Origin of the sequence: Thermococcus sp., assembly GCF_015521605.1 — an archaeon.
In the GTDB taxonomy this organism is placed as follows: domain Archaea; phylum Methanobacteriota_B; class Thermococci; order Thermococcales; family Thermococcaceae; genus Thermococcus.
On the sequence record NZ_WANV01000036.1, the window covers coordinates 128,326 to 147,566 of the forward strand.

Genomic DNA, 19,241 nt, shown 5'->3' on the forward strand with positions numbered 1-19,241 from the left:
TCACCCCCTTACTGATATATATACCAGAGTAACTAAAATCATCCCACCTACTATAGTCGCTCCTATAGGGCCCAATCCTAAAAGTAGCGCTACGGATGCTCCTATAACTGAGGCACTTCCTGACAAAAATGTACCTTCTAATATCTTACCCTCTTTTTTCATAAGAGGACTTCCAAAGTAATAGAGCATTATAGGTTTGTCAATGTTCATGTCCTTCTGGGGATATGGCATGTCTATTCGAATAGTGAGGGTGTAATTTGTATCTTCCCAGTTAAACGAGGAGGTGCCTGTTGTAGAATCATACATATATCTATAGTCCAGTAGTGTTTTGTCTTCTGGGATTTTAATAGGAGCTACCAGCAGAACCTCAGTGTGGCCTGGATCTATATTGATAGAGTTCTGAATAGGATACTCGATACTGAATGTTCTGGTTTTGTGGAGATACTCGTCATAGGGATAACCAGTTAAGATGACTTTCTTGGTGTTTATGCTAACTCTTTCATCAAGTGTGTTCTTTAGGTATATCTTGCACTCAATAGTCTCACCAAGGCCTGCCCTTTGAGGACAATTGATATTCACGATTTCAACGCCTTTAACCTCGATGGAGTCTGTTCCACTGTCCTCTGGGTTCCAGGGATCATCTGAGCCGATGTTTCTTGACCAGGCTTCTATCTTTACAGTATGCTCGCCCACTGAGAAGTCATCCGGAACATCCCAGATAAGGATCACTCCCGAGGAACTACCTGCAGCAACAGTGGTCTCAACAACGTCAACAACAACCCCATCAACTTCTAATTTAACCTTCACAGACTTGTCTACTGGATACGTATTCTTCAAATCCACACTGAACTCAACAGAACCACCAAGACGAGCCGTACTTGGCCAACTTGTTGGAACAACATCAATCATCTTCACAACAATGGGATCCGTGGAGTCACCCTCCTCCACTGTCACGCTTCCGCTGAAGCTTTTTGTGTACTGGCCAAAACTGCACTCTCCAGTGTACGTGAAGGTTCCAGACCAGGCATAATGAACACTACCAAAAGTTTCCGTTGCACTCACACCCGCGGGAGCGTTAACGCTAACGCTAAAACTCCTCGTGCTCGTGTCGCTGCTGCTTATTGGGTACCTCACGTCAATCCTGCAGGATCCTGCAACATTAGCATTACTGTTCTCATTCTTCACGACAACCTTGAAGGCAACGTCTTCCCCTGCAGTAATGACTCCATCACCATTTTCATCTTGAGTCAAAACGCTTACATAAACCTTGCTAGGATCAACGCCATCCTCCAGCGTTATCGTCTTTGAGTAGCTCGCCATTATCTCCCTTTCCTCACTTGCCAGCTCTATATTATTCGGTGTTGGGCCAGAACTGGGAGTGTAGGTTATCTTAACAGTCCCACTCACCGTCACTTGACCGCTACCATACACCTTTCCACTGACGGCACTTTCCATTACAAGGCTATCATCAGGATACAAGAAGCCCACAGACTTGGAGTCACTCAACTCAGTTCCTTGAAACTCTACATTCACGTTTGAGACTGCGTTGTCCTCAGCATGAAGGTGAACTACAACCCTGTAAGTGGCATAACCTGAAGTTACCTCAACCGCTTCCACATCAACGCTATCAACCACTAAGCGCCCTTCCTCGTTGTTGGGATCAAGGGCCAACAGCGTAATCTCATCGGGCTGAGTTGTGGTAGTGGTGCTTTCTGGGAGTGTAGTTGTTGAAAGTGTGCTCGTGCTTTCAATGGATGATGTAGTGGAGGAATCAGGCAGCAGAATTGGCTCTGGTGGAGAGGGTATTATCGGATCTATTGGATCCTTAATTATAGGCTCAATTGGAGTTATACTTGTGCTGCTCTCAATGACAATGACTTTCAAGGCCTCCCTTAACTCTGCGACTTTCTGGTTAAGAATCCAGTCCAATTCAACGTTGGTATTACCGTAGTTTCTTGCCTTCACCAGCGTGTAAACGTTGCCGATAAGCTCGTAAGCCTTAAGCGCGTTAGGCCAGTAGTACGTCGTCTCAGTGGTGACTATTCCGGTAGAAGTCACTGAAGTGGAAGTTACAGTGAAAATGAGACCACCCAGATTAAGGCTGAAACGTTTGCCGCGTTATCCGCACCCAAACGGGAGTTTTGAATCAACTCTGTAGCAAGACTGAGATTACCGTTTTCAACTTCAACTACAAGTTCGGCCTCCCTGTTTAGGATATCCCAGAAAGCCTCGTACGGGTCGTTGCTCGTTACTGCTGCCGCGTAGTTGTTTGACATTCCAGCACTTACCGTCATGCCCAAAATCAGGATTACTAACCATAATCCCGCTAACTTTCTCGTGGGAACGTCACCAAAATACCAAAACGTTTTGTTGAAATTTAAAAGAATTTTCTATTCAAATTTGATGCATTGCTAAAATAGTTAGCAAAAAACGGAAAATCTGACAGAGCACTAATCACCACGGCACGCTCTTCCAGCCCATCCGGTAGGCGAAGTAGTTAGCGCCCCAGTGTATGAACGGCGAGACAAGGAGAAGGAATATTATCTGGCCTGAGCCGAGGGTTTTAACCGGATACGCAAGCGCAAGCGCGCTTATGAGGAATCCAAGCTGGTCGAGGCCTATCGCAGGGGCACCGCGCGGGAGGTTTGCCCTCCTCTTGAAGAAGCTGCCAACCAAGTCTCCCAAGAGAGCACCCAGGGCAAGGAGGAAAGCGAGCAGGGCGGCCGTTCTCAGGTCCCCGTAAAACCCAGGGGTGATGAAGTACTGGACAAGCCCCGTCAGCGTGCCGCACGTCAGGCCACCAAGGAAGCCCCTCCAGGTTTTTCCGTCGCCGAGAATCCTCCGTCCGTCACGCCATTTTCTGCCACCGTCTATAGGGGAACCTCCCCCCAGCAACACCGGTGAAGCGTTGGCAACGTAGGCGGGCAGTATATACCAGAACGCCCACAGCAGTGATGAGAGTGACATCGCCATAATTTCACCCGGTCTGATTATTGAAGGCCGGTTTTAAAGCTACCGCTTTCAGCCGGATTCGAGACAGTTGATGAGCCTCTCCAAGACCTCCTCGTCCTCGTGCTCAATCAGAAACCTCAGAATCCTCTCGGCGAGCGCATTCCTCCGCATTGCAAACTCGATGCTCTGCCTTATTGACTCCGCCTCCTCGCCTTCCTCACCTTCAAGCTCCCGAAGGGCCCGTTCCAGGTTCGCCCTGGTCTGCTGTATGTCCTCCATTATCTTCGCGTAGTAGGCGGCCTGCCTCCAGTCCTTGAGGAGCTTTGTGGCCCGGAAGTAGGCCTTCTTGTCACCGGGCTTCTTGATTCTCACCACGAGCCCTATGCGCTCCATGAACTTGAGGGCAGTGCTCACGTGGGAGAGAGAGTACCCCGTCGCCTCTGCAATCTCGCCCAGACTCATGGGCTCCCTCGCAAGGAACAGGACACCGTAGATGTAACCGTAAAGCTCGTTGAAGCCGAACCTCCTGGCGGCCCCTGCAAAATGGTCCATAATTATCCTCTTGGCCTCCTCGATCCCCATCACCAACACCCCGATTTTATACCATCGCCGAAAGGGACTGCATCAATCAACTGACAAAAGGTTTTTAAGGTTTTGCTTATTTAAAACTTTCGGAAGTTTCCGAAAGTTGGGGGAGAAACCATGAATCCACTGAGGGGTGCCGCAAGGATCATCGTGAGATACAGGGTGGCCTTTGCACTGATAGCGGTGTTTCTGCTGGTCGTTTCGGTATACGGAATACAGAAGCTTCGCTTTGAGAGCGACCTGAGAACCATGCTCCCCGAAAACCATCCCGCCATAACGGACTACACCATCCTTCAGAACGAGTTCCAGAGCGGGGACAGCACGCTGATAGTCGTCAAGGTGAACTCGATAGAGCCCGGAGGCGTCTACGATATCCGCGACCCGCAGGTCATAGAGGCAATCTACGAACTTGAGCAGAGGCTCAGAGGGAGGGAATACGTAACTGACACCATGAGCATCGCCGATATCTATATGCAGGTTCTGGGGAGGCTTCCAAAGACGGAGGAGGAGGCAAAGTTCGTCCTGGACATGCTCCCGCCGGAGGAGAGGTACAGCCTCGTCAGCAGGGACTACACGACCACGATAATAGCCGTGACGATAAGCAGGGAGAAGAAAACGGAGACCCTCGTGAGGGTCTACAAGGGCATAGAGGAGGACATAAACGACGTCAAGTTCCCGAAGAACGTCGAGGTGATCCAGACCGGGAACATAGGAATAACATACCGCATACTGGAACTCCTCCAGAGCGACCTCAACAAGACCATGGCCATCTCCTTCATCCTCGTAATGGCCCTGCTCCTGTACTTCTACCGCTCCCCGGTAAAGGCCGCCATCCCACTCATTCCCCTCGTCTTCGGCGTTACGATGACGCTCGGGTTCATGGGACTGATGAACATCCCCCTAGACCTTGCCACAACAACGATAGGTGCGATGCTCATAGGAATGGGAATAGACTACGGAATCCACGTGACCAACCGCTATTATGAGGAGAGGAAGAGGGGAAGGAGCATAGAGGAGGCGGCCGAGGAGGCCGTTGCAGAGACCGGAAAAGCCCTTCTGGGGGCGGCGCTTACGACAATAGCGGGCTTTGCCGCGATGTACCTCTCAAGCCTCCCGATGCTCCACCACCTGGCCACCGCGCTGATCCTGGGCCTAAGCCTCGCGGCGCTCAACGCGGTCGTGATAACCCCCGCGGTCATAATCCTGGAGGAGGACATAATGAAGCGGCTGAAAGGCCACTACGTGGTGCCGGAGGTTCGCTCTCATTCGGGCGCGGTGGGCAGGATCTTCCACGACCTCGGGGAGGCCATAAGGAAAAAACCCGCAACGTTCCTGGCGGCGGTGTTTCTGATAACCCTCTTCTTCGGCTACGGCATAACTCAGGTGACCACGGAGGTGAGGCTTGAAAAGTTCGTCCCAGAGGGCATGCCGGAGATAGAGGCTCTCATGGACATCAGGAGCGACTTCGGCGGTCAGGACGAGCTGTACGTCCTTGTTAAGGCCGACGACGTCAGGAACCCGACCATCGTCAGGGACATCTACCTATTCGAGAACCAGATAAAGGCGGACTCCTACTACAACGGCGTCTTCGACTCGGACAGCATCGCGGACGTGGTTCACCGGCAGTACGGCTACATCCCGAACGACGGGGAGAAGATAAAGAGCGCCCTGGAGAAGAGCCAGGGCCCCAGTCTGGTCTCAAGCGACTATTCCATGACCATCATCAAGTTCAAGGGCGACTTTGGAGGAGCCAGCATGGACGATTTCAGGAGGATAATGCGTTATTTTGAGGAGGAAACGGAGAGAGCGCAGAAGACCGAGTTCCCGCCGGGCGTGAGTCTCTCGCTGACCGGGGACATATACCTGAACTACGTACTCGACCAGCTCACGAAGGTCGAGATAAACCGCATCTCGATGTACGGAACCGCCTTTGTCGTGTTGATAGTGCTCCTCCTCTTCAGGAGACCCAAGGTTTCGATTGCGATGATAACACCGATGTTTCTGGGTGCCCTATGGACGGTCGGCTTCATGGGATGGGCCGGAATACCGTTCACCCAGAGTCTGGCCGGAGTCATCTCAATGATAGTCGGTCTGGGCGTTGACTACGGCATGCACCTCACCCACCGCTTCCTTGAGGAGATGAACGAGGGCAACCCCAGGCCGATAGTCACCTCTGTTGAGAGCGTCGGGCCCGGCATACTTGCCGGAGCCCTGACAACGGCCGGCGGCTTTCTGGCTTTGCTCGCCGGCGAGCTGCCGACCATACACGACTTCGGAACCACGCTCGCATTTGGAATATTTGCATCAATGTTTGCCGCTTACCTCGTAACCCCCGCGCTGCTGCAGGTCTTTTACGGGAGAAATATTGGAGGTGGTAGAGAATGAAAAAGACCGGATTGATACTTGCCCTGATGCTCATCACCGCGATGCTCTCCGGGAGCGTGAGCGCATCAACCGGAAGTCCTCTCTTTGAGGGCTACCTGAGCAAGGGTGAAGCCATTCTCGTTGGCCCGCTCATAGTGACCCTTACTGACACCCAGAAGGACTACGGAAGCGGTGACTACTACGCCTTCCTCCTCATAATGAAGGACGGCAGAATACTCAACGCCGAATACAAGACGATACTCGTGCCTGACCCCAACAAGATACAGCGCCTTCTCCTCGACCCAGAGTTCCTGATGGCCATGGCACAGACCATGGGCTACGACGTGACCCAGTGCGAGCGGTACGTGAACAACAGCGCCGAATTCAACGCCTGCCTAATAGCCAACGCCTATGGGTTCTATCAGTGGCTGAACTCGGCATCGCCCGAGGAGATAGGAGAGGCCGTTATGAAGACCATCGAGGAACACCCCGAACTTGGAATAAGAAAGGAAGACGTCCTGATGGAGATAACGTACCCCGACGTAACCCCAGTTCGGGAAGGGGAAACGGTGGAGGTCAGCGTTGACAACCAGACGGTTTACGTGACGATCAACGAGGTCTATCCGAACGGTGTCAGGATGAGCATAAGCGGGCCCCCCGAATGGAGGGCCGCAACCGCTCCGGGGATGATAATTTCAAACGTCGAGATGCCGAGCACTGTTCAGCCGGGAGACACGGTTACCGTTAAGGTTCACCTCAGGAACGAGGGGGCCCTGAAGGTGCGCTACATCAACGTCTTCGTTACGCCCGCACCGATGAGCTTCAACGACAGCTCCTCAATAGCGAGCGCAGTTTCGATGGCCCTAAGCCAGACGGGCCTTTCGAAGAGCGTCTTCTATCCAGAGGGAAGCGCCGTGCAGTACATTGAGTACCTCGAAGGCAAGGAAAACGCGACTCTAACCTTCAGGATAAAGATAAACCCCAACGCCGACGTTGGAACGTACCCCCTCTACGTTGGGGTCGTCTATTTCACCGGCCTGGGGGCAAACATGCGCATGGTGCAGAGCTACAACTTCGTGGCGCTCACAGTCAAGAAGCCCAGAGAAGCCTTCGTCGAGATAACAAAGGTCGAGACCGAACCCATGGAGATAAGCCCTGGAGACACATTCACGGTGCGCTTTACCATTGAGAACACCGGAGCAGAGCCGGTTAAAGCACTCAGCCTGAAGATAAGCTCCTACAAAGTGCCGGTACAGGGCGAGATAAAGAACGTCGACCTCTCTGCTCTCTCGCAACTTCCGGTTCAGGGGAGCGAGCAACTGAGCCAGAACCTGCAGGACGCCCTCAACCAGATAATGGCCCAGCTCGCCAAGCAGAACATAGAGGCTTTCCTTCCCATTGGGGAAGACAACGTTAAGTACGTGGCCCAGCTTCAGCCCGGGGAGAAAGTCACCCTTGAGTTCAGAATCAAGGCCAACGACAGGCTGGAGAACGGCATATACCCGCTCAGGATAGAGCTGAAGTACCTCACGGAGCCGAACGAGAAGGAGATAACCGACGAGAGGCTGGTGGGAATAGACGTGACCGGGAGGGCCCAGCTGATCCTCTCAAAGGTCTCAACGTCGCCCGGCAAGATAATCCCCGGAACGGACAACGTCGAAGTCGACTTCCAGATTGACAACGTTGGAACCGGAACCGCCAGGACGATAATAGTCAAGCCCATGCCCAGGTGGCCCTTCTCGCTCAGCGAGAGCAGTGAGCAGGTCATTGGGCTGGGGAGCCTTGGAAAGGGCGAGTCCGCACAGTCATCGTTCAAGATAAACGTCGCAGAGAACGCCAGCTCTGGAACTTACGAGATACCCCTGCTCGTGACCTACACCAACGATCTCGGCATACAGAAGAACGTCACGCTCAAGGTTCCAATCATAATAGGCACCAAGCCGAACATCGAGGTCGTCGGAGTGCGCCTCGACCCGGAGCCGCTCCAGGGGGAGACCGTCAACGTGTACGTCGAGCTGAAGAACACCGGCGGTGAGAAGGCCACCAGCGTGCTCATCGAGGGGGTCGTGAAGGCGGACCAGCCCTTCAGTCTGGACAAGAGAACGGACTACATCGGCGACCTGGCCCCAGGAGCAACGGGAGAGGGGGTAATCGTGCTCAGGATAGACAGGGATGCGATTCCCAAGGACTACAATATCCAGTTGCGCATAAGGGCCGTCGGAGACCCCACCCAGGGGGACGACAACGTCTACGTCTTCGAGAGAACCGTGACCGTAACAGTGAAGGAGAACACAAAAACCCAGACCAACCTGAGAAACCTCGCCGTAGTCATTGGCGTGCTCGTGGTTATAGCTGTGCTCTACACCTACAGGAAGAGGTCCAAATGACCCACCGCCCCGGCTTTGGAAACATTTAAACGCACTTTGAAGAATGAAGGGATACGGTGAAATGAATGAACTGGAAGCTGATGATACTCGGTGCAGTGCTGATAATCATCGCCTGGGCAGGCTACGTGGCCTATGCCGCCGTGACGGCCAACCCAACGGTTCACGCCAGCTGGGGCTATGTGGATGAAAAGACGACCGAGATATGGGTCGATGCAAAGCTGGGCAAGCCCCTGCTCGTTCCTGCGGAGATAGAGAACCTAAGCCTGATCTTTATGGGAATACCCGTTGCCAGGGTCGCGAGGTTCGACTACGGCGCGACGAAGTCAGACATCAGCATGGCCATAGTCATAGACAACGAAAACCTTGTCCGCTCCATGGTGGCCTACCTGGACAACGGCCAGAGGGGGGAGGTCGAGTTCCGCCTCAGGGGAAGCCTCCTCAGGGTGATACCCATCAACGCCGACATAAAGCAAAGTATCAGTGAGGACATCCTCGCGTACCTCAACTTCACGGCGGAGAGCAAGGAACTCGCGGGTGGACTCGTCAAGAGCCCTGCGTTGGTCAAAACGACCTTTGACTGGGCAGGGGAGCGGGACGGAAAGGCGGTACTGATAGCCCATATGAAGTTCTACAACCCAAACCCCTACAGAATCCCCCTCGGAAACGTGAGCTTCGACATGTACGTCAACGACGTGAAGATCGGCTACGGAAAGACCCTAGAAACGGTGGTTCTGCCGCCCAAGGGCTACGCAACACTGGATGTCGAGACTTTCATAGAGGAGGACGTCCTCCCCGGGGTCTGGGCCGCCCACATAAAGAACGGCGAGGTCAGCAAGGTCAGGGCCAACATATACATGGACATAACGGTTCTCGGCCGGGATTACAGCATCAAGCTAGCGAGCTACGAAGAGACCGTGAAGACGGACATCATGGGCGGCATAAACACCATGCTGGAGAACCTCCTCTCCGGATGAAGGTTTTTAAGGCTCCCGTCTTTTCCATTTTCTGGTGAGAAAAATGAACGTGAGAGAGATTCACGAGTTCCTGAACGAGATGTGGGAGAGCATATTCACCCTCAACGAGGAGCTCAAGCTTGAACTCCCGAAGGAGGGCTTCAGGGTAGAGGACGTTGAAGAGGCCTTCGGGGCGTACATCTTCCTCGACGGCGAGTGGAGGCTTATGAAGTACCCGCACCCGGCCTTCGAGGTAAAGCCCCAGATCGAAGTCGGCGCCACCCCTGAGAGCTACTACTTCGTCGTCGCCGTTCCTAAAGAGAGGATAACCGCCGAGTTCATTGGGAGATTCATCGAGCTCTTTCCAAGGAGCTTCATATACGGCGCCCAAGACTTTCTGAGCGACATCTACAACTGGCGCAGGGACGGAGAGGCCTCCCCGGAGGGGATACTCAAAAAGATTGCCGCCAGCGACGAAAAGCTGTTCCAGTTCGAAGCCAACTTTGAAAGCGCTGGAGAGCTGAAAAAGGGACTCATGAAGCTCATAGAGGCCGGTAAGCGCTTCGAAATCTTCGATCTCTGAGGTGTCCCCATGTACGCCGAGGCTTTCCCCCCGGAGCTGAGGGAGTACTACCGGAGGCTCTTCGGGAGCGAGGCCGAGGAGATAATGGCCTCCCTCAGGACGCCGGTGGAGAAGTACTACATCCGCGTGAACACCCTCAAGACGAGCAGGCAGAAGCTAATGAGCATCCTCAGGAGGGAAGGGCTGAAGCCGAAGAGGAGCCCCTACCTCAAGGAGGGAATATACTTCGAGCGCGAGGGCCCGAACTTTGATGATGACTACGAGCCCGGCCTGCCGGTCGTCCGCGCCAACAAGTTCGCCAGTGAGAGCGTCTACCAAGGGGCCATGCTCTACGCCCCCGGTGTCCTCCAGGCCGACAAAAAAATCAAGCCCGGCGATGAGGTTGAGATACGCGACCCGAGGGGGCTTCTCGTCGGGATTGGCGTTGCCAGAATGAGCGCCAAGGAGATGGTGGTCTCGACGAGGGGACTTGCCGTCGAGGTCACCCTGCCGAAGTTCAAACTGCCGAGTCTGAGTGAACTGGAGTCCTTCAGGGAGGGTCTCTTCTACGCCCAGAGCCTGCCCTCGATGGTTGTGGCTCACGTCCTTGAGCCGAGCGAGGAGGAGCTGATAGTTGACATGGCCGCCGCCCCCGGGGGAAAGACGAGCCACATAGCCCAGCTCATGGAAAACAGGGGCGAGATAATAGCGATGGACAAGTCCAGAAACAGGCTCAAAAAGATGGAGGAGGAGCTCAAAAGGCTCGGCGTGAAGAACGTCAAGCTAATCCACATGGATTCCAGAAAGCTTCCGGAGCTGGGAATCGAGGCGGACAAGATACTCCTAGACGCGCCGTGCACCGCCCTCGGCATAAGACCGAAGCTGTGGGAGAGCAGGACGCCGAGAGACATAGAGGCGACCGCACGCTACCAGAGGCATTTCATCAACGCCGCCATAAAATCCCTCAGAAAAGGTGGCGTTCTCGTTTACTCCACCTGCACGCTGAGCTACGAGGAGAACGAGGCCAACGTGAAGTACATACTCGGCAAAGGTTTAAAGCTCGAAGAGCAGAGCATCTTCATAGGTTCGAGCGGTATGGGTATTGATGAGGTTCAGAGGTTCTACCCGAACAGGCACCTGACCCAGGGCTTCTTCATAGCCAGGTTCAGGAAGGTGTAGCCATGGAGTGGAAGAAGTACTCCCTCCTGGGCCTCGGCCTGCTCATAATACTCCTCCTGGTCTGGTGGGCGGGATTAGAGGACGTCATGAAGATACTGAAGGGTGCAAGGCTGGACTACTTCATGCTCGCGATTCTGGCGTATGTTGCGGCGGTCATCATGTGGGCGCTCCGCTGGCGCGTTCTCCTCAAGAGCCTCGGGATAGATGCGCCCTTCAGAACCATAATCGGGGGACTCTTCGTGGGCATCTTCATAAACAACGTGACCCCCGGCGCCAGGGGCGGCGGCGAGCCCGTCAGGATGTACTACATCTCAAAGCACACGAGACAGCCCTACGGACACGTGTTCGCCACCATAATGATGGACAGGATTATGGACGTCATCCCCGTTGTAGTCATGCTACTCCTTGCGACGGTTTACGTTTACAACCTCGGCTCCCTCTCACTGACCATGACCCTCTTCCTCCTCGACGTCTTCTTCGCCATTATAACCCTCGCCACGGTCGGAATTCTCCTCAGCGAGAAGAAGACCAAGAAAATCCTTTACTGGTTATACAGGCTCTTCGGAAGGATAATGCCCAAAAAAGCCGCCAAATACGAGGAGAAGTTCGTCCATACCGTCGAGGTGAGCGTCCCCCAGTTCCAAGAAAACTTCAAGGTTCTCATACGCCACAAAACCGCCTTCACACTCTCGCTGATTTACTCCTTCGCCTTCTGGTTCCTCGTCCTGCTCCGCTCGTACTTCATCTTCATGAGCATAAACAACCCGATAAGCCTCCTAGACGTTATGGTCGTCCAGATGATCGGCATAGTGGTGGGCATGTTCATGATAATACCCGGTGGTGCAGGAATAATAGAGGTCATAAACTCCGCCGTTTACGTTCTTCTGGGCATAAACAAGGAGATAGCGGTGACCGCAACGCTTCTTGAGAGGCTTGTCTCGTACTGGGCGCCAACGGCCATCGGCGCCTCGGTTATGGCCCACTTCGGCATCAAGATCAGCGAGGAGAAGAAACTCCAGTCAAAAAACGACAACGATATAAACGATAACCCTCAACATAACGGTTAGCGGTGTGCATTATGGACCGGAAAAAGATATCGTTCTTCATCGGAGCCTTTCCGGTAACAGGTGCACTCATAAACCGGAACCGGTGCCAGGGGTATAGCGGACATTCTGGTGAATCCCGGCATGTTCTTTATGGATATGAGAAGACCGAGAAAGCCGCAGAAAGGGAGGGGCTATGAAGTTTGGTATAGTTGCCAGACGGGATAAGACCGAGGCCCTCAAGCTGGCTTACAGGGTCTACGACTTCCTTAAGGTCAGCGGATACGAGGTATGCGTCGACAGCGAGACCCACAGACATCTCCCCGAGTTTCAGGAAGAGGACGTCTGTCCGCTTGAGGATTTCGACGTTGATTTCATAATCGTCATAGGAGGGGACGGGACGATACTGAGGGTGGAGCACAGAACCAAGAAGGACATACCCATCCTCGGAATCAACATGGGCACGTTAGGATTCCTCACCGAAGTCGAGCCTCACGAGGCGTTCTTTGCCCTCAGCAAGCTTCTGGAAGGGGACTACCACCTCGATGAACGCATAAAACTGAGAACGTACCTAAACGGCGAAAACGTCGTGCCGGATGCGCTCAACGAGGTGGCCGTCCTGACGGGAATCCCCGGAAAGATAATCCACCTCAAGTACTACATAGACGGGGGCCTGGCTGACGAGATAAGGGCCGACGGACTGATAGTCTCAACACCGACGGGCTCCACGGGATACGCAATGAGCGCGGGCGGGCCCTTCGTGGACCCAAGGCTGGACGTGATGGTCATAGCCCCATTGGCACCGATAGCCCTCAGCTCACGGCCTATGATAGTGCCCTCGTACAGCACGATAGACATCAGGAACATCGCAGTAACCAGGGAGGTCATCCTTGCCATCGACGGCCAGTTCTACACGTACCTTGAACCGGAAACCGAGATAACCGTGAAGCTCTCCCCGAGGAGGGCCAAGTTCGTCCGCTTCACCAACGAGGTGTACCCGAAGTACACAATGAAAATCAAGGGGAAGTTTTGAGGAGTTCTTTCAGGCTTTTTACTGGGGCGAACTCCCTTTTCAGTATCATCATCTCCTTTTCATCCAGCGTGGAGCTCCCAACGAGGAGGAGAACCGTGGAACTTGTCCCAATAGCGTAATCCTTGAGCGCTGAGAGGAACCTGAACACCGAGTGGAATTCGTTGTAGAGAACCAGAACCTCAAGACAGTCTATCACCACGAGCTTTCCGCCGCCCTGGAAGAACTTCACGGCACTGTCCAGTATCACGTGGAGCCTCGTTGGGCCGACGCCGCTCTCACTGGCCTGTGTTATCCAGAGGGGCTGGACATGCTCGCAGATGCCCTCGTACTTCCACGGGCTTCTCGTAACAACCATGGCAGGAAGCTCGCACCTCCCGAGGAACTCCAGCACCTCATCCTCCTTCTCACCCAGGTACATGAAACCGCCCGGGGGCAGTTTTCCATCGAGCACCTTCCCGGAGGGGACTGGAAAGATTCTCCTCTCGACACTCCTGATGTAGTTCATCAGCCCGTAGGTTATCCCCAGTATCGAGAAAAAGTACATCGCCTGCTCCGTGGACATCAAAAGCCCGTGAGGTATTACAAAATCGTCTATAACGTCCAGTGCCCTGCCGATGGATGCCAGGAGAAGTGAAAACGCCGTCACAACTATGAACCGATTGAGAGGACCTTCGTAGCGGTTGATCCTCCTGAAGGCGTAGAGGGCCGCGTATCCTATCACGACGAGCAGAACAACGTCGGCGATGAACACCACCATGGGCACCATCAGCTCCATACTACCTCCACCTCATCCGTTCTGAACTTCTGCCTAACCAGGGTGTCCTGAATGCTGAAGCGAACGCCTCCGCGGTACATCCTCAGCCCGGTATATGCTATCATAGCCCCGTTGTCCCTGCAGAGGTCGTAGGGGGGAACAAAGAAGTATATACCCCTGTCCTCGGTCATTATCTGGAGCATCTCCCTGAGCCTGTTATTGGCGGCAACGCCGCCGACCAAGACGACCTCATCCTTGCCCGTGTGAGCCACCGCCCTCTCCGTCACCTCAACCAGAGCGGCGAAGGCGGTCTCCTGGAAGGAGTAGGCAAGGTCTTCAACGCGGTACTTGCCGGTTCTGTACTTCCTCACGGCCTCCGTGAGTATCCCAGAGAAACTCAAATCCATGCCCTTAACCGCGTAGGGTAGCTCTATGTAGCGCTCACCCTTAAGGGCGAGCTTCTCAATCTTCGGCCCGCCCGGAAAGCCCAAGCCTAGCTCCCTCGCAAAGGTGTCTATCGCGTTCCCTATGCCGATGTCCAAGGTCTCACCGAAGACGCGGTAGCGGCCGCCTTCAAGAGCCAGAACCTGCGTGTTGCCCCCGCTGACGTAGAGGCCCACCGGATCCCTGACGCCGAACATCTTGGTTATCTCCACGTGGGCGATGCAGTGGTTGACGCCGACTATGGGCTTTCGGTACTTTATCGCCAGCGCCCTCGCGGCAGTCGCGACGACGCGGAGACAGGGACCGAGACCGGGCCCCTGGGAAAAGGCTATCACATCAACGTCTTCCATACCTATTCCGGCCTCGTCAAGGGCTTTCCTTAGAAGGGGCTTCAGGAGGCGGGAGTGGTGTTCAGCTGCCTCCTTCGGGTGTATTCCCCCCTTCTCCGTCGTGAGAGTATGGAATACGTTGGCCAGAACTTCGTTTTCTGTAACGATGCCTATGCCGAGAGTGTGTGCGGTACCCTCCAGACCAAGGGCTATCATCGTGATATGGGTCTGGAGAAGTGTATAAAAAGTTGCCGGGCTATCGTCCCGGTTGGTAAACCTTCTTCTCGAAGGTCACGAAGTCAGTCCATGAGGCATGGGCCAGGAAGCCCGCCCCAAGGTTCGGGCTGTCGCCCCTAAAGGCGTCCTCTCTGGCGGAACCGCCAACGACCTCACCGACGAACCACGTGTGGTCGCCGTAATCCCTTTCGTCAACGAGTCTGCACTCGATGTTCGCCAGCGCGTTCCCAATGCTCGGCGTTTCAATGACCTTCGAGGGGACGAGCTCCATGGACGTCTCCTTCAGCTTGGAGGGGCCGTGTTTTGTCCCGACTATCCAGACATCATCGAGCATGTCCAGGCCGGGGACGCTTATTACGAACTCGCGGTACTTCCTGACGAGCTTCCAGGTGTGTCTCTGCGGCGCTATGGCAACACCGACCATGAACGGCCTGGCGGAGACTATGGTAACCCAGTCCGCCGCCATGACGTTTGTCTCCTCCCCTCTGCCTGCCACAACGAGGTAAGTTCTCATCGGATAGAGGAGCCTGTATGACTTCATCCCACCACCGAATATGAATCCGGCTTCATGGTATAAAAGGTTAGAGCTCCCAGGGAACACAGGATGCCAAAAGGAGAAAAGCATCAGCGAAGGGAGAGCCAGTGGAGTGCCCTGGCGGCCCTTTCGGGCGTTGAGAAGTTCTTGATTCCGTTCATCTCCAGGAGCCTAACCCCTCCCCTCACCAGCTCCCCGGCCATGAAGTTGACGATGACCGGCTTGCCGCAGTCGGCCTCGATTATGGCCCTGGCTATCTCCTCGCTGGGCAGGAAGATGGGGGGCACGCAGATAACGAGGAGCGAATCCACGTTTTCGTCCCGGCAGAGGACTTCAATCGTTCTCCTGTACCTCTCGTAGTCGGCGTCGGCTATGAGGTCTATTGGGTTCCTGACCGAGCACTGGGGCGGGAGGAAGGAGCGGAGCTCTTGGGTGGTTTCATCGCTCAGCTTAGCTACCTCAAGGCCAAGTTTTTCGAGCTTATCGGTAGCCAGAACGCCGGGCCCGCCGGAGTTCGTGATCACCGCGACCCTCCTTCCGGCTCTTGTGTACATCTCGAAGGCCTTTGCAGCGTCGAAGAGCTCCTCCATCTCCTCGACCTCAATCGCCCCGGCCTGCTTAAACGCTGCTCTGTAAATCTCGTAGCTTCCAGCCAGAGAACCGGTGTGGGAGGCGGCCGCTTTAGCTCCGCTCGCGCTCTTCCCGGCCTTGAGGATAATGACGGGCTTTTTGCTCGCAGCATAGTGAAGGGCCTTCAGAAAGCGCCTGCCGTCCTTAACGCCCTCGATGTAGAGGGCTATGACCCTGGTGTTATCATCGTCGGCGAAGTATTCAAGGAAGTCGCTCTCGTTTAAATCCGCCGCGTTTCCGTAGCTCACGAAGGCGGAAAAGCCTATGCCCTCCTCGTTGCCCATCGCCAGGGCCGCACCGCCGAAGGCACCGCTCTGGCTGATCAGGGCTAATCCCCCCTGTCTAACCCGAACCTCAAAGGAGCCGAAGAACCTCCCGTGGACGCCGAAGATGCCGGCGCAGTTGGGACCGATTATCCTGACGCCGTGCTTTTTCGCTTTTTCAACCAGCTCACGCTCAAGTTCATTGTTCCCGACCTCGGAAAAGCCCGCGCTTATAACCACGGCACCCTTGATGAGGGAGCCAATTTCATCGATTAGAGCTGGAACGAACTTCGCCGGGATCGCTACTATGGCAGTGTCAACGGCCTCATCAAGCCTCTCGCGGATTTCAAAGGTCCTCCCGGCAACCTCGACGGTTCCGCCCTTCGGGTTTACAGGGATCACCCTGCCCTCAAAGTCCCCTTCGACGATGTTCCTCAGGATTTCGTAGGCTATGGCGCCCTTCTTGAAGGAGCCAAATACCGCAACGCTGGAGGGATAAAAGAAGAAGTCCATTCACTCACCCCCGCCGTCCAGTTCCTCCGGCAGCCCTTGCCCTTCCGCTTCCGATGGAGAATCTTCCTCGGACTCCCGTTCGGATATCTTGGGTTCCTTCTTGACCCCCTTCTTCTTCACGATGATGACGGCCGCTATCACGAGCACAACGGCTATCCCGTAGGCGTAGAGCCTGTAGTTTGATTTTTTCTCCGTGACGGTTATTATCAGGGTGTGGTCCGGTGCTAGAACGTAAGTGCCCCTGACGACGGAGATGTTGTCAAACGCCCCGGGGAGCTTCACCATGGCTTTCCATATCTTCTCAGAGGACGTCTCCTGATAGGCAACCTCCGGCCGTACAACTCCGATGACAACCAGCGAGCCGTTCTCCTGCCTGGCATCTATGCTCATGACGTTCATCGTGGCCTTGAAGCTCGCCAGGAGCTGGTTTACTATCGATGGAGTCGCATTGGCGCCGGTGAAGGTCGCGTTGAACTGGACGTAGCCCTCGTTCGGGTCGTAGAGGAGGGAAATCTCCTTTCTTGTCGAGTTCAGAAACAGCACGTAGGAATACACGGGAGTGTACAGCTCTATGAGGGGGAGAAAGCTTCCGTCCTTCCACACGGCAACGTTATCGCTCAGGTCGTCCGGAACGGGGGCCAGGTTCTTTATCTGGTAGTCGCGGGGAAGAATCAGGGTGAGCTTGTCCCAGCTGTAGTCAAAGACGTGTCCTTTGTACACGAAGTCCAGAAAGCCGCTCACAGGACACCGGAGCACCTTTCCATCGCTCACAAGGAAGTTCGCAACGGCAAATGTCACGACGGCTGACCAGTTGTCGAGAACCCTGACAGGCCCTCCGGAGGGGAGGTATATCGTACTGTTCATGTTGGCGGCCTCGAACCTCTTCTCAAGGTTGTCCTTCATGTTGTCGTAAACCAGCTGCTTCACGAAGCTCTTGAACTCCTCGTTAGCCTTCGTGCTGTTGTTGGCGGCCAGATAGTCAAAGTACTCCCGATAGCCGGGATCCTTCAGAACCACGTATATCTTGAATGTCCCCATCCAGGTCGAGACGTTCTCAACCTTCACGGGGGCCACGGTAATTGTCATCTCCATCCTGAAAAGGGGCTGCGGGTCATCGACCGCACTGACCTCACCGATGAGCGGAGTGAGGAGAAAAACGATGAGAATGATTGCCATGAACCGCCTCATTCAACCACCTCCACGGGAATCTTCTCAGAGAATAAAAAAGCTTATTGGTTCGGCCACCTAAGAAAGCATCATGGGGAAAAAATACAAAAAGGTCGTCGTCGGCGGAACCTTCGACAGGCTCCACCTCGGCCACAAAGCCCTGCTCAGGAAAGCCTTCGAGGTCGGGGAATACGTCTACGTCGGCCTTACATCGGACGAGATGATAAGGGAGAAGCCCCACGCCGATAAAATCCTTCCCTATGAAATCCGGTTGAAGGATTTAATCAAGTTCTTCGAGGTGAACGGCTATTCCAACTACCGCATAATCAAGATAAACACCGCGATAGGCTTCGCCGGCGATATGAAAAGCCTCGAAGCCATAGTCGTGAGCGAGGAGACCTACAAGGGAGCGCTTATCGTGAACAGGGCGAGAAAGGAAAAAGGCCTGAAGCCCCTGGAAATAGTCACCATCGGCCTCGTGAGGAGTTCGTTGGGGGCTAAAATCAGCTCGTCCCTGATAAGGGCCGGCCTCATAGACCCCTTCGGGAGGCCTCTCTCCACTGGAAATAAAGCTCCGAAGGGAAAGGCGTTTAAGGAACAAAAACGTAACACCTACGGTGATACCAATGTCGAAGCTGAAGGAGCCGATTATAGCGATTAACTTCAAGACCTACGCCCAGGCCACGGGCGAGGGCGCTCTGAGGATAGCCAGGGCCGCTGAGAAGGTGTGGAAGGAAACCGGGATAACAATCGTGGTCGCGCCACAGCTGGCCGACCTCTACAGAATAGCCCAGGAGGTAGAGATTCCGGTCTTTGCGCAGCACATCGACCCGATAACGCCGGGAAGCCACACCGGCCACGTCCTTCCGGAGGCCGTTAAGGAGGCCGGAGCTGTTGGAACGCTCCTCAACCACTCGGAGAACAGGATGATTCTCGCAGACCTGGAGGCCAGCATAAGGCGTGCTGAGGAAGTCGGGCTCATGACGATGGTCTGCTCCAACAACCCAGCGGTCAGCGCGGCGGTGGCGGCACTCGGGCCGGACTACGTCGCCGTCGAGCCGCCCGAACTGATAGGTACTGGAATCCCCGTGAGCAAGGCCAAGCCGGAGGTCATCACCAACACAGTTGAGCTCGTTAAAAGGGTCAACCCGGACGTCAAGGTTCTCACGGGCGCGGGAATTTCCACCGGCGAGGACGTCAAGAAGGCCCTTGAGCTCGGAAGCGTCGGCGTTCTCCTCGCGAGCGGGGTTACGAAGGCCAAAGACCCGGAGAAGGCGATAAGGGACCTGGTGTCGCTGATTGTTTGAGGCT

The 19,241-nt window shown here is 54.7% G+C and carries 18 protein-coding genes and 1 pseudogene; 10 read left to right on the top strand and 9 right to left on the bottom strand.

What is annotated here, in order from left to right:
* The 4 genes from F7C11_RS09360 to F7C11_RS09375 all read right to left on the bottom strand — a co-directional run bounded on the left by F7C11_RS09360 (position 1) and on the right by F7C11_RS09375 (position 3,534).
* Positions 1 to 1,965: a hypothetical protein gene (locus tag F7C11_RS09360; RefSeq protein WP_297092910.1), complete on the bottom strand. Its 1,965-nt coding sequence runs from the start codon at positions 1,963 to 1,965 to the stop codon at positions 1 to 3.
* A 104-nt stretch (positions 1,966 to 2,069) separates the two neighbouring features.
* Entirely contained in the window at positions 2,070 to 2,276 is a 207-nt protein-coding gene (locus tag F7C11_RS09365) for a hypothetical protein (protein ID WP_297092911.1), read from the bottom strand.
* Positions 2,277 to 2,454: 178 nt separating this feature from the next.
* Positions 2,455 to 2,967 (bottom strand): CDP-2,3-bis-(O-geranylgeranyl)-sn-glycerol synthase, encoded by a 513-nt coding sequence (locus tag F7C11_RS09370; RefSeq protein WP_297092962.1) that lies wholly within the window; start codon positions 2,965 to 2,967, stop codon positions 2,455 to 2,457.
* A 54-nt stretch (positions 2,968 to 3,021) separates the two neighbouring features.
* Positions 3,022 to 3,534 (bottom strand): GbsR/MarR family transcriptional regulator, encoded by a 513-nt coding sequence (locus tag F7C11_RS09375; RefSeq protein WP_297092912.1) that lies wholly within the window; start codon positions 3,532 to 3,534, stop codon positions 3,022 to 3,024.
* Between the two features lie 120 nt (positions 3,535 to 3,654).
* Between F7C11_RS09375 and F7C11_RS09380 the strand changes: the two genes are divergently transcribed.
* The 8 genes from F7C11_RS09380 (at position 3,655) to F7C11_RS09415 (ending at position 13,058) form a co-directional block, all read left to right on the top strand.
* Positions 3,655 to 5,922, top strand: coding sequence for a hydrophobe/amphiphile efflux-3 (HAE3) family transporter (locus tag F7C11_RS09380; RefSeq protein ID WP_297092913.1), 2,268 nt, complete (start codon positions 3,655 to 3,657; stop codon positions 5,920 to 5,922).
* Entirely contained in the window at positions 5,919 to 8,288 is a 2,370-nt protein-coding gene (locus F7C11_RS09385) for a COG1361 S-layer family protein (RefSeq protein ID WP_297092914.1), read from the top strand. The genes F7C11_RS09380 and F7C11_RS09385 overlap by 4 nt, the downstream gene beginning before the upstream one ends.
* 65 nt (positions 8,289 to 8,353) lie before the next feature.
* Positions 8,354 to 9,262: an LEA type 2 family protein gene (locus tag F7C11_RS09390; protein WP_297092915.1), complete on the top strand. Its 909-nt coding sequence runs from the start codon at positions 8,354 to 8,356 to the stop codon at positions 9,260 to 9,262.
* Positions 9,263 to 9,305: 43 nt separating this feature from the next.
* The gene (locus F7C11_RS09395) at positions 9,306 to 9,824 is read left to right on the top strand and encodes a DUF3201 domain-containing protein (protein WP_297092963.1); all 519 of its coding nucleotides are present in this window, start codon (positions 9,306 to 9,308) and stop codon (positions 9,822 to 9,824) included.
* Between the two features lie 9 nt (positions 9,825 to 9,833).
* On the top strand, positions 9,834 to 10,982 hold the full coding sequence (locus F7C11_RS09400; RefSeq protein WP_297092916.1) for an RsmB/NOP family class I SAM-dependent RNA methyltransferase: 1,149 nt from the start codon (positions 9,834 to 9,836) through the stop codon (positions 10,980 to 10,982).
* A gap of 2 nt (positions 10,983 to 10,984) precedes the next feature.
* Positions 10,985 to 12,049: a lysylphosphatidylglycerol synthase transmembrane domain-containing protein gene (locus F7C11_RS09405; protein WP_297092917.1), complete on the top strand. Its 1,065-nt coding sequence runs from the start codon at positions 10,985 to 10,987 to the stop codon at positions 12,047 to 12,049.
* 11 nt (positions 12,050 to 12,060) lie between these two features.
* Positions 12,061 to 12,225 carry a hypothetical protein gene (locus F7C11_RS09410; protein ID WP_297092918.1) on the top strand — a complete coding sequence of 55 codons (165 nt, stop codon included), beginning with the start codon at positions 12,061 to 12,063 and terminating at the stop codon, positions 12,223 to 12,225.
* Entirely contained in the window at positions 12,222 to 13,058 is an 837-nt protein-coding gene (locus F7C11_RS09415) for an NAD(+) kinase (RefSeq protein WP_297092919.1), read from the top strand. The genes F7C11_RS09410 and F7C11_RS09415 overlap by 4 nt, the downstream gene beginning before the upstream one ends.
* On the opposite strand, the gene F7C11_RS09420 is transcribed toward F7C11_RS09415, so the two are convergent.
* From F7C11_RS09420 to F7C11_RS09440, 5 genes are all read right to left on the bottom strand, one after another.
* Positions 13,042 to 13,833 carry a DUF835 domain-containing protein gene (locus tag F7C11_RS09420; RefSeq protein ID WP_297092920.1) on the bottom strand — a complete coding sequence of 264 codons (792 nt, stop codon included), beginning with the start codon at positions 13,831 to 13,833 and terminating at the stop codon, positions 13,042 to 13,044. The genes F7C11_RS09415 and F7C11_RS09420 overlap by 17 nt on opposite strands.
* On the bottom strand, positions 13,824 to 14,801 hold the full coding sequence (locus F7C11_RS09425; RefSeq protein WP_297092921.1) for a bifunctional N(6)-L-threonylcarbamoyladenine synthase/serine/threonine protein kinase: 978 nt from the start codon (positions 14,799 to 14,801) through the stop codon (positions 13,824 to 13,826). Before F7C11_RS09425 ends, F7C11_RS09420 begins: the two co-directional genes overlap by 10 nt.
* 40 nt (positions 14,802 to 14,841) lie before the next feature.
* Complete coding sequence (locus tag F7C11_RS09430) at positions 14,842 to 15,363, bottom strand: flavin reductase family protein (protein ID WP_297092922.1); 522 nt, start codon at positions 15,361 to 15,363, stop codon at positions 14,842 to 14,844.
* Between the two features lie 83 nt (positions 15,364 to 15,446).
* Positions 15,447 to 16,763: an acetate--CoA ligase family protein gene (locus tag F7C11_RS09435; protein WP_297092923.1), complete on the bottom strand. Its 1,317-nt coding sequence runs from the start codon at positions 16,761 to 16,763 to the stop codon at positions 15,447 to 15,449.
* Complete coding sequence (locus F7C11_RS09440) at positions 16,764 to 17,951, bottom strand: hypothetical protein (RefSeq protein WP_297092924.1); 1,188 nt, start codon at positions 17,949 to 17,951, stop codon at positions 16,764 to 16,766.
* Between the two features lie 70 nt (positions 17,952 to 18,021).
* On the opposite strand from F7C11_RS09440, the pseudogene coaD reads away from it, so the two are divergent.
* Both coaD and tpiA read left to right on the top strand, forming a co-directional pair.
* Positions 18,022 to 18,486, top strand: a pseudogene (coaD, locus tag F7C11_RS09445) (phosphopantetheine adenylyltransferase); the annotation flags it as partial.
* Positions 18,487 to 18,556: 70 nt separating this feature from the next.
* On the top strand, positions 18,557 to 19,237 hold the full coding sequence (gene tpiA, locus F7C11_RS09450; RefSeq protein WP_297092925.1) for a triose-phosphate isomerase: 681 nt from the start codon (positions 18,557 to 18,559) through the stop codon (positions 19,235 to 19,237).
* Positions 19,238 to 19,241: the final 4 nt, after the last annotated feature.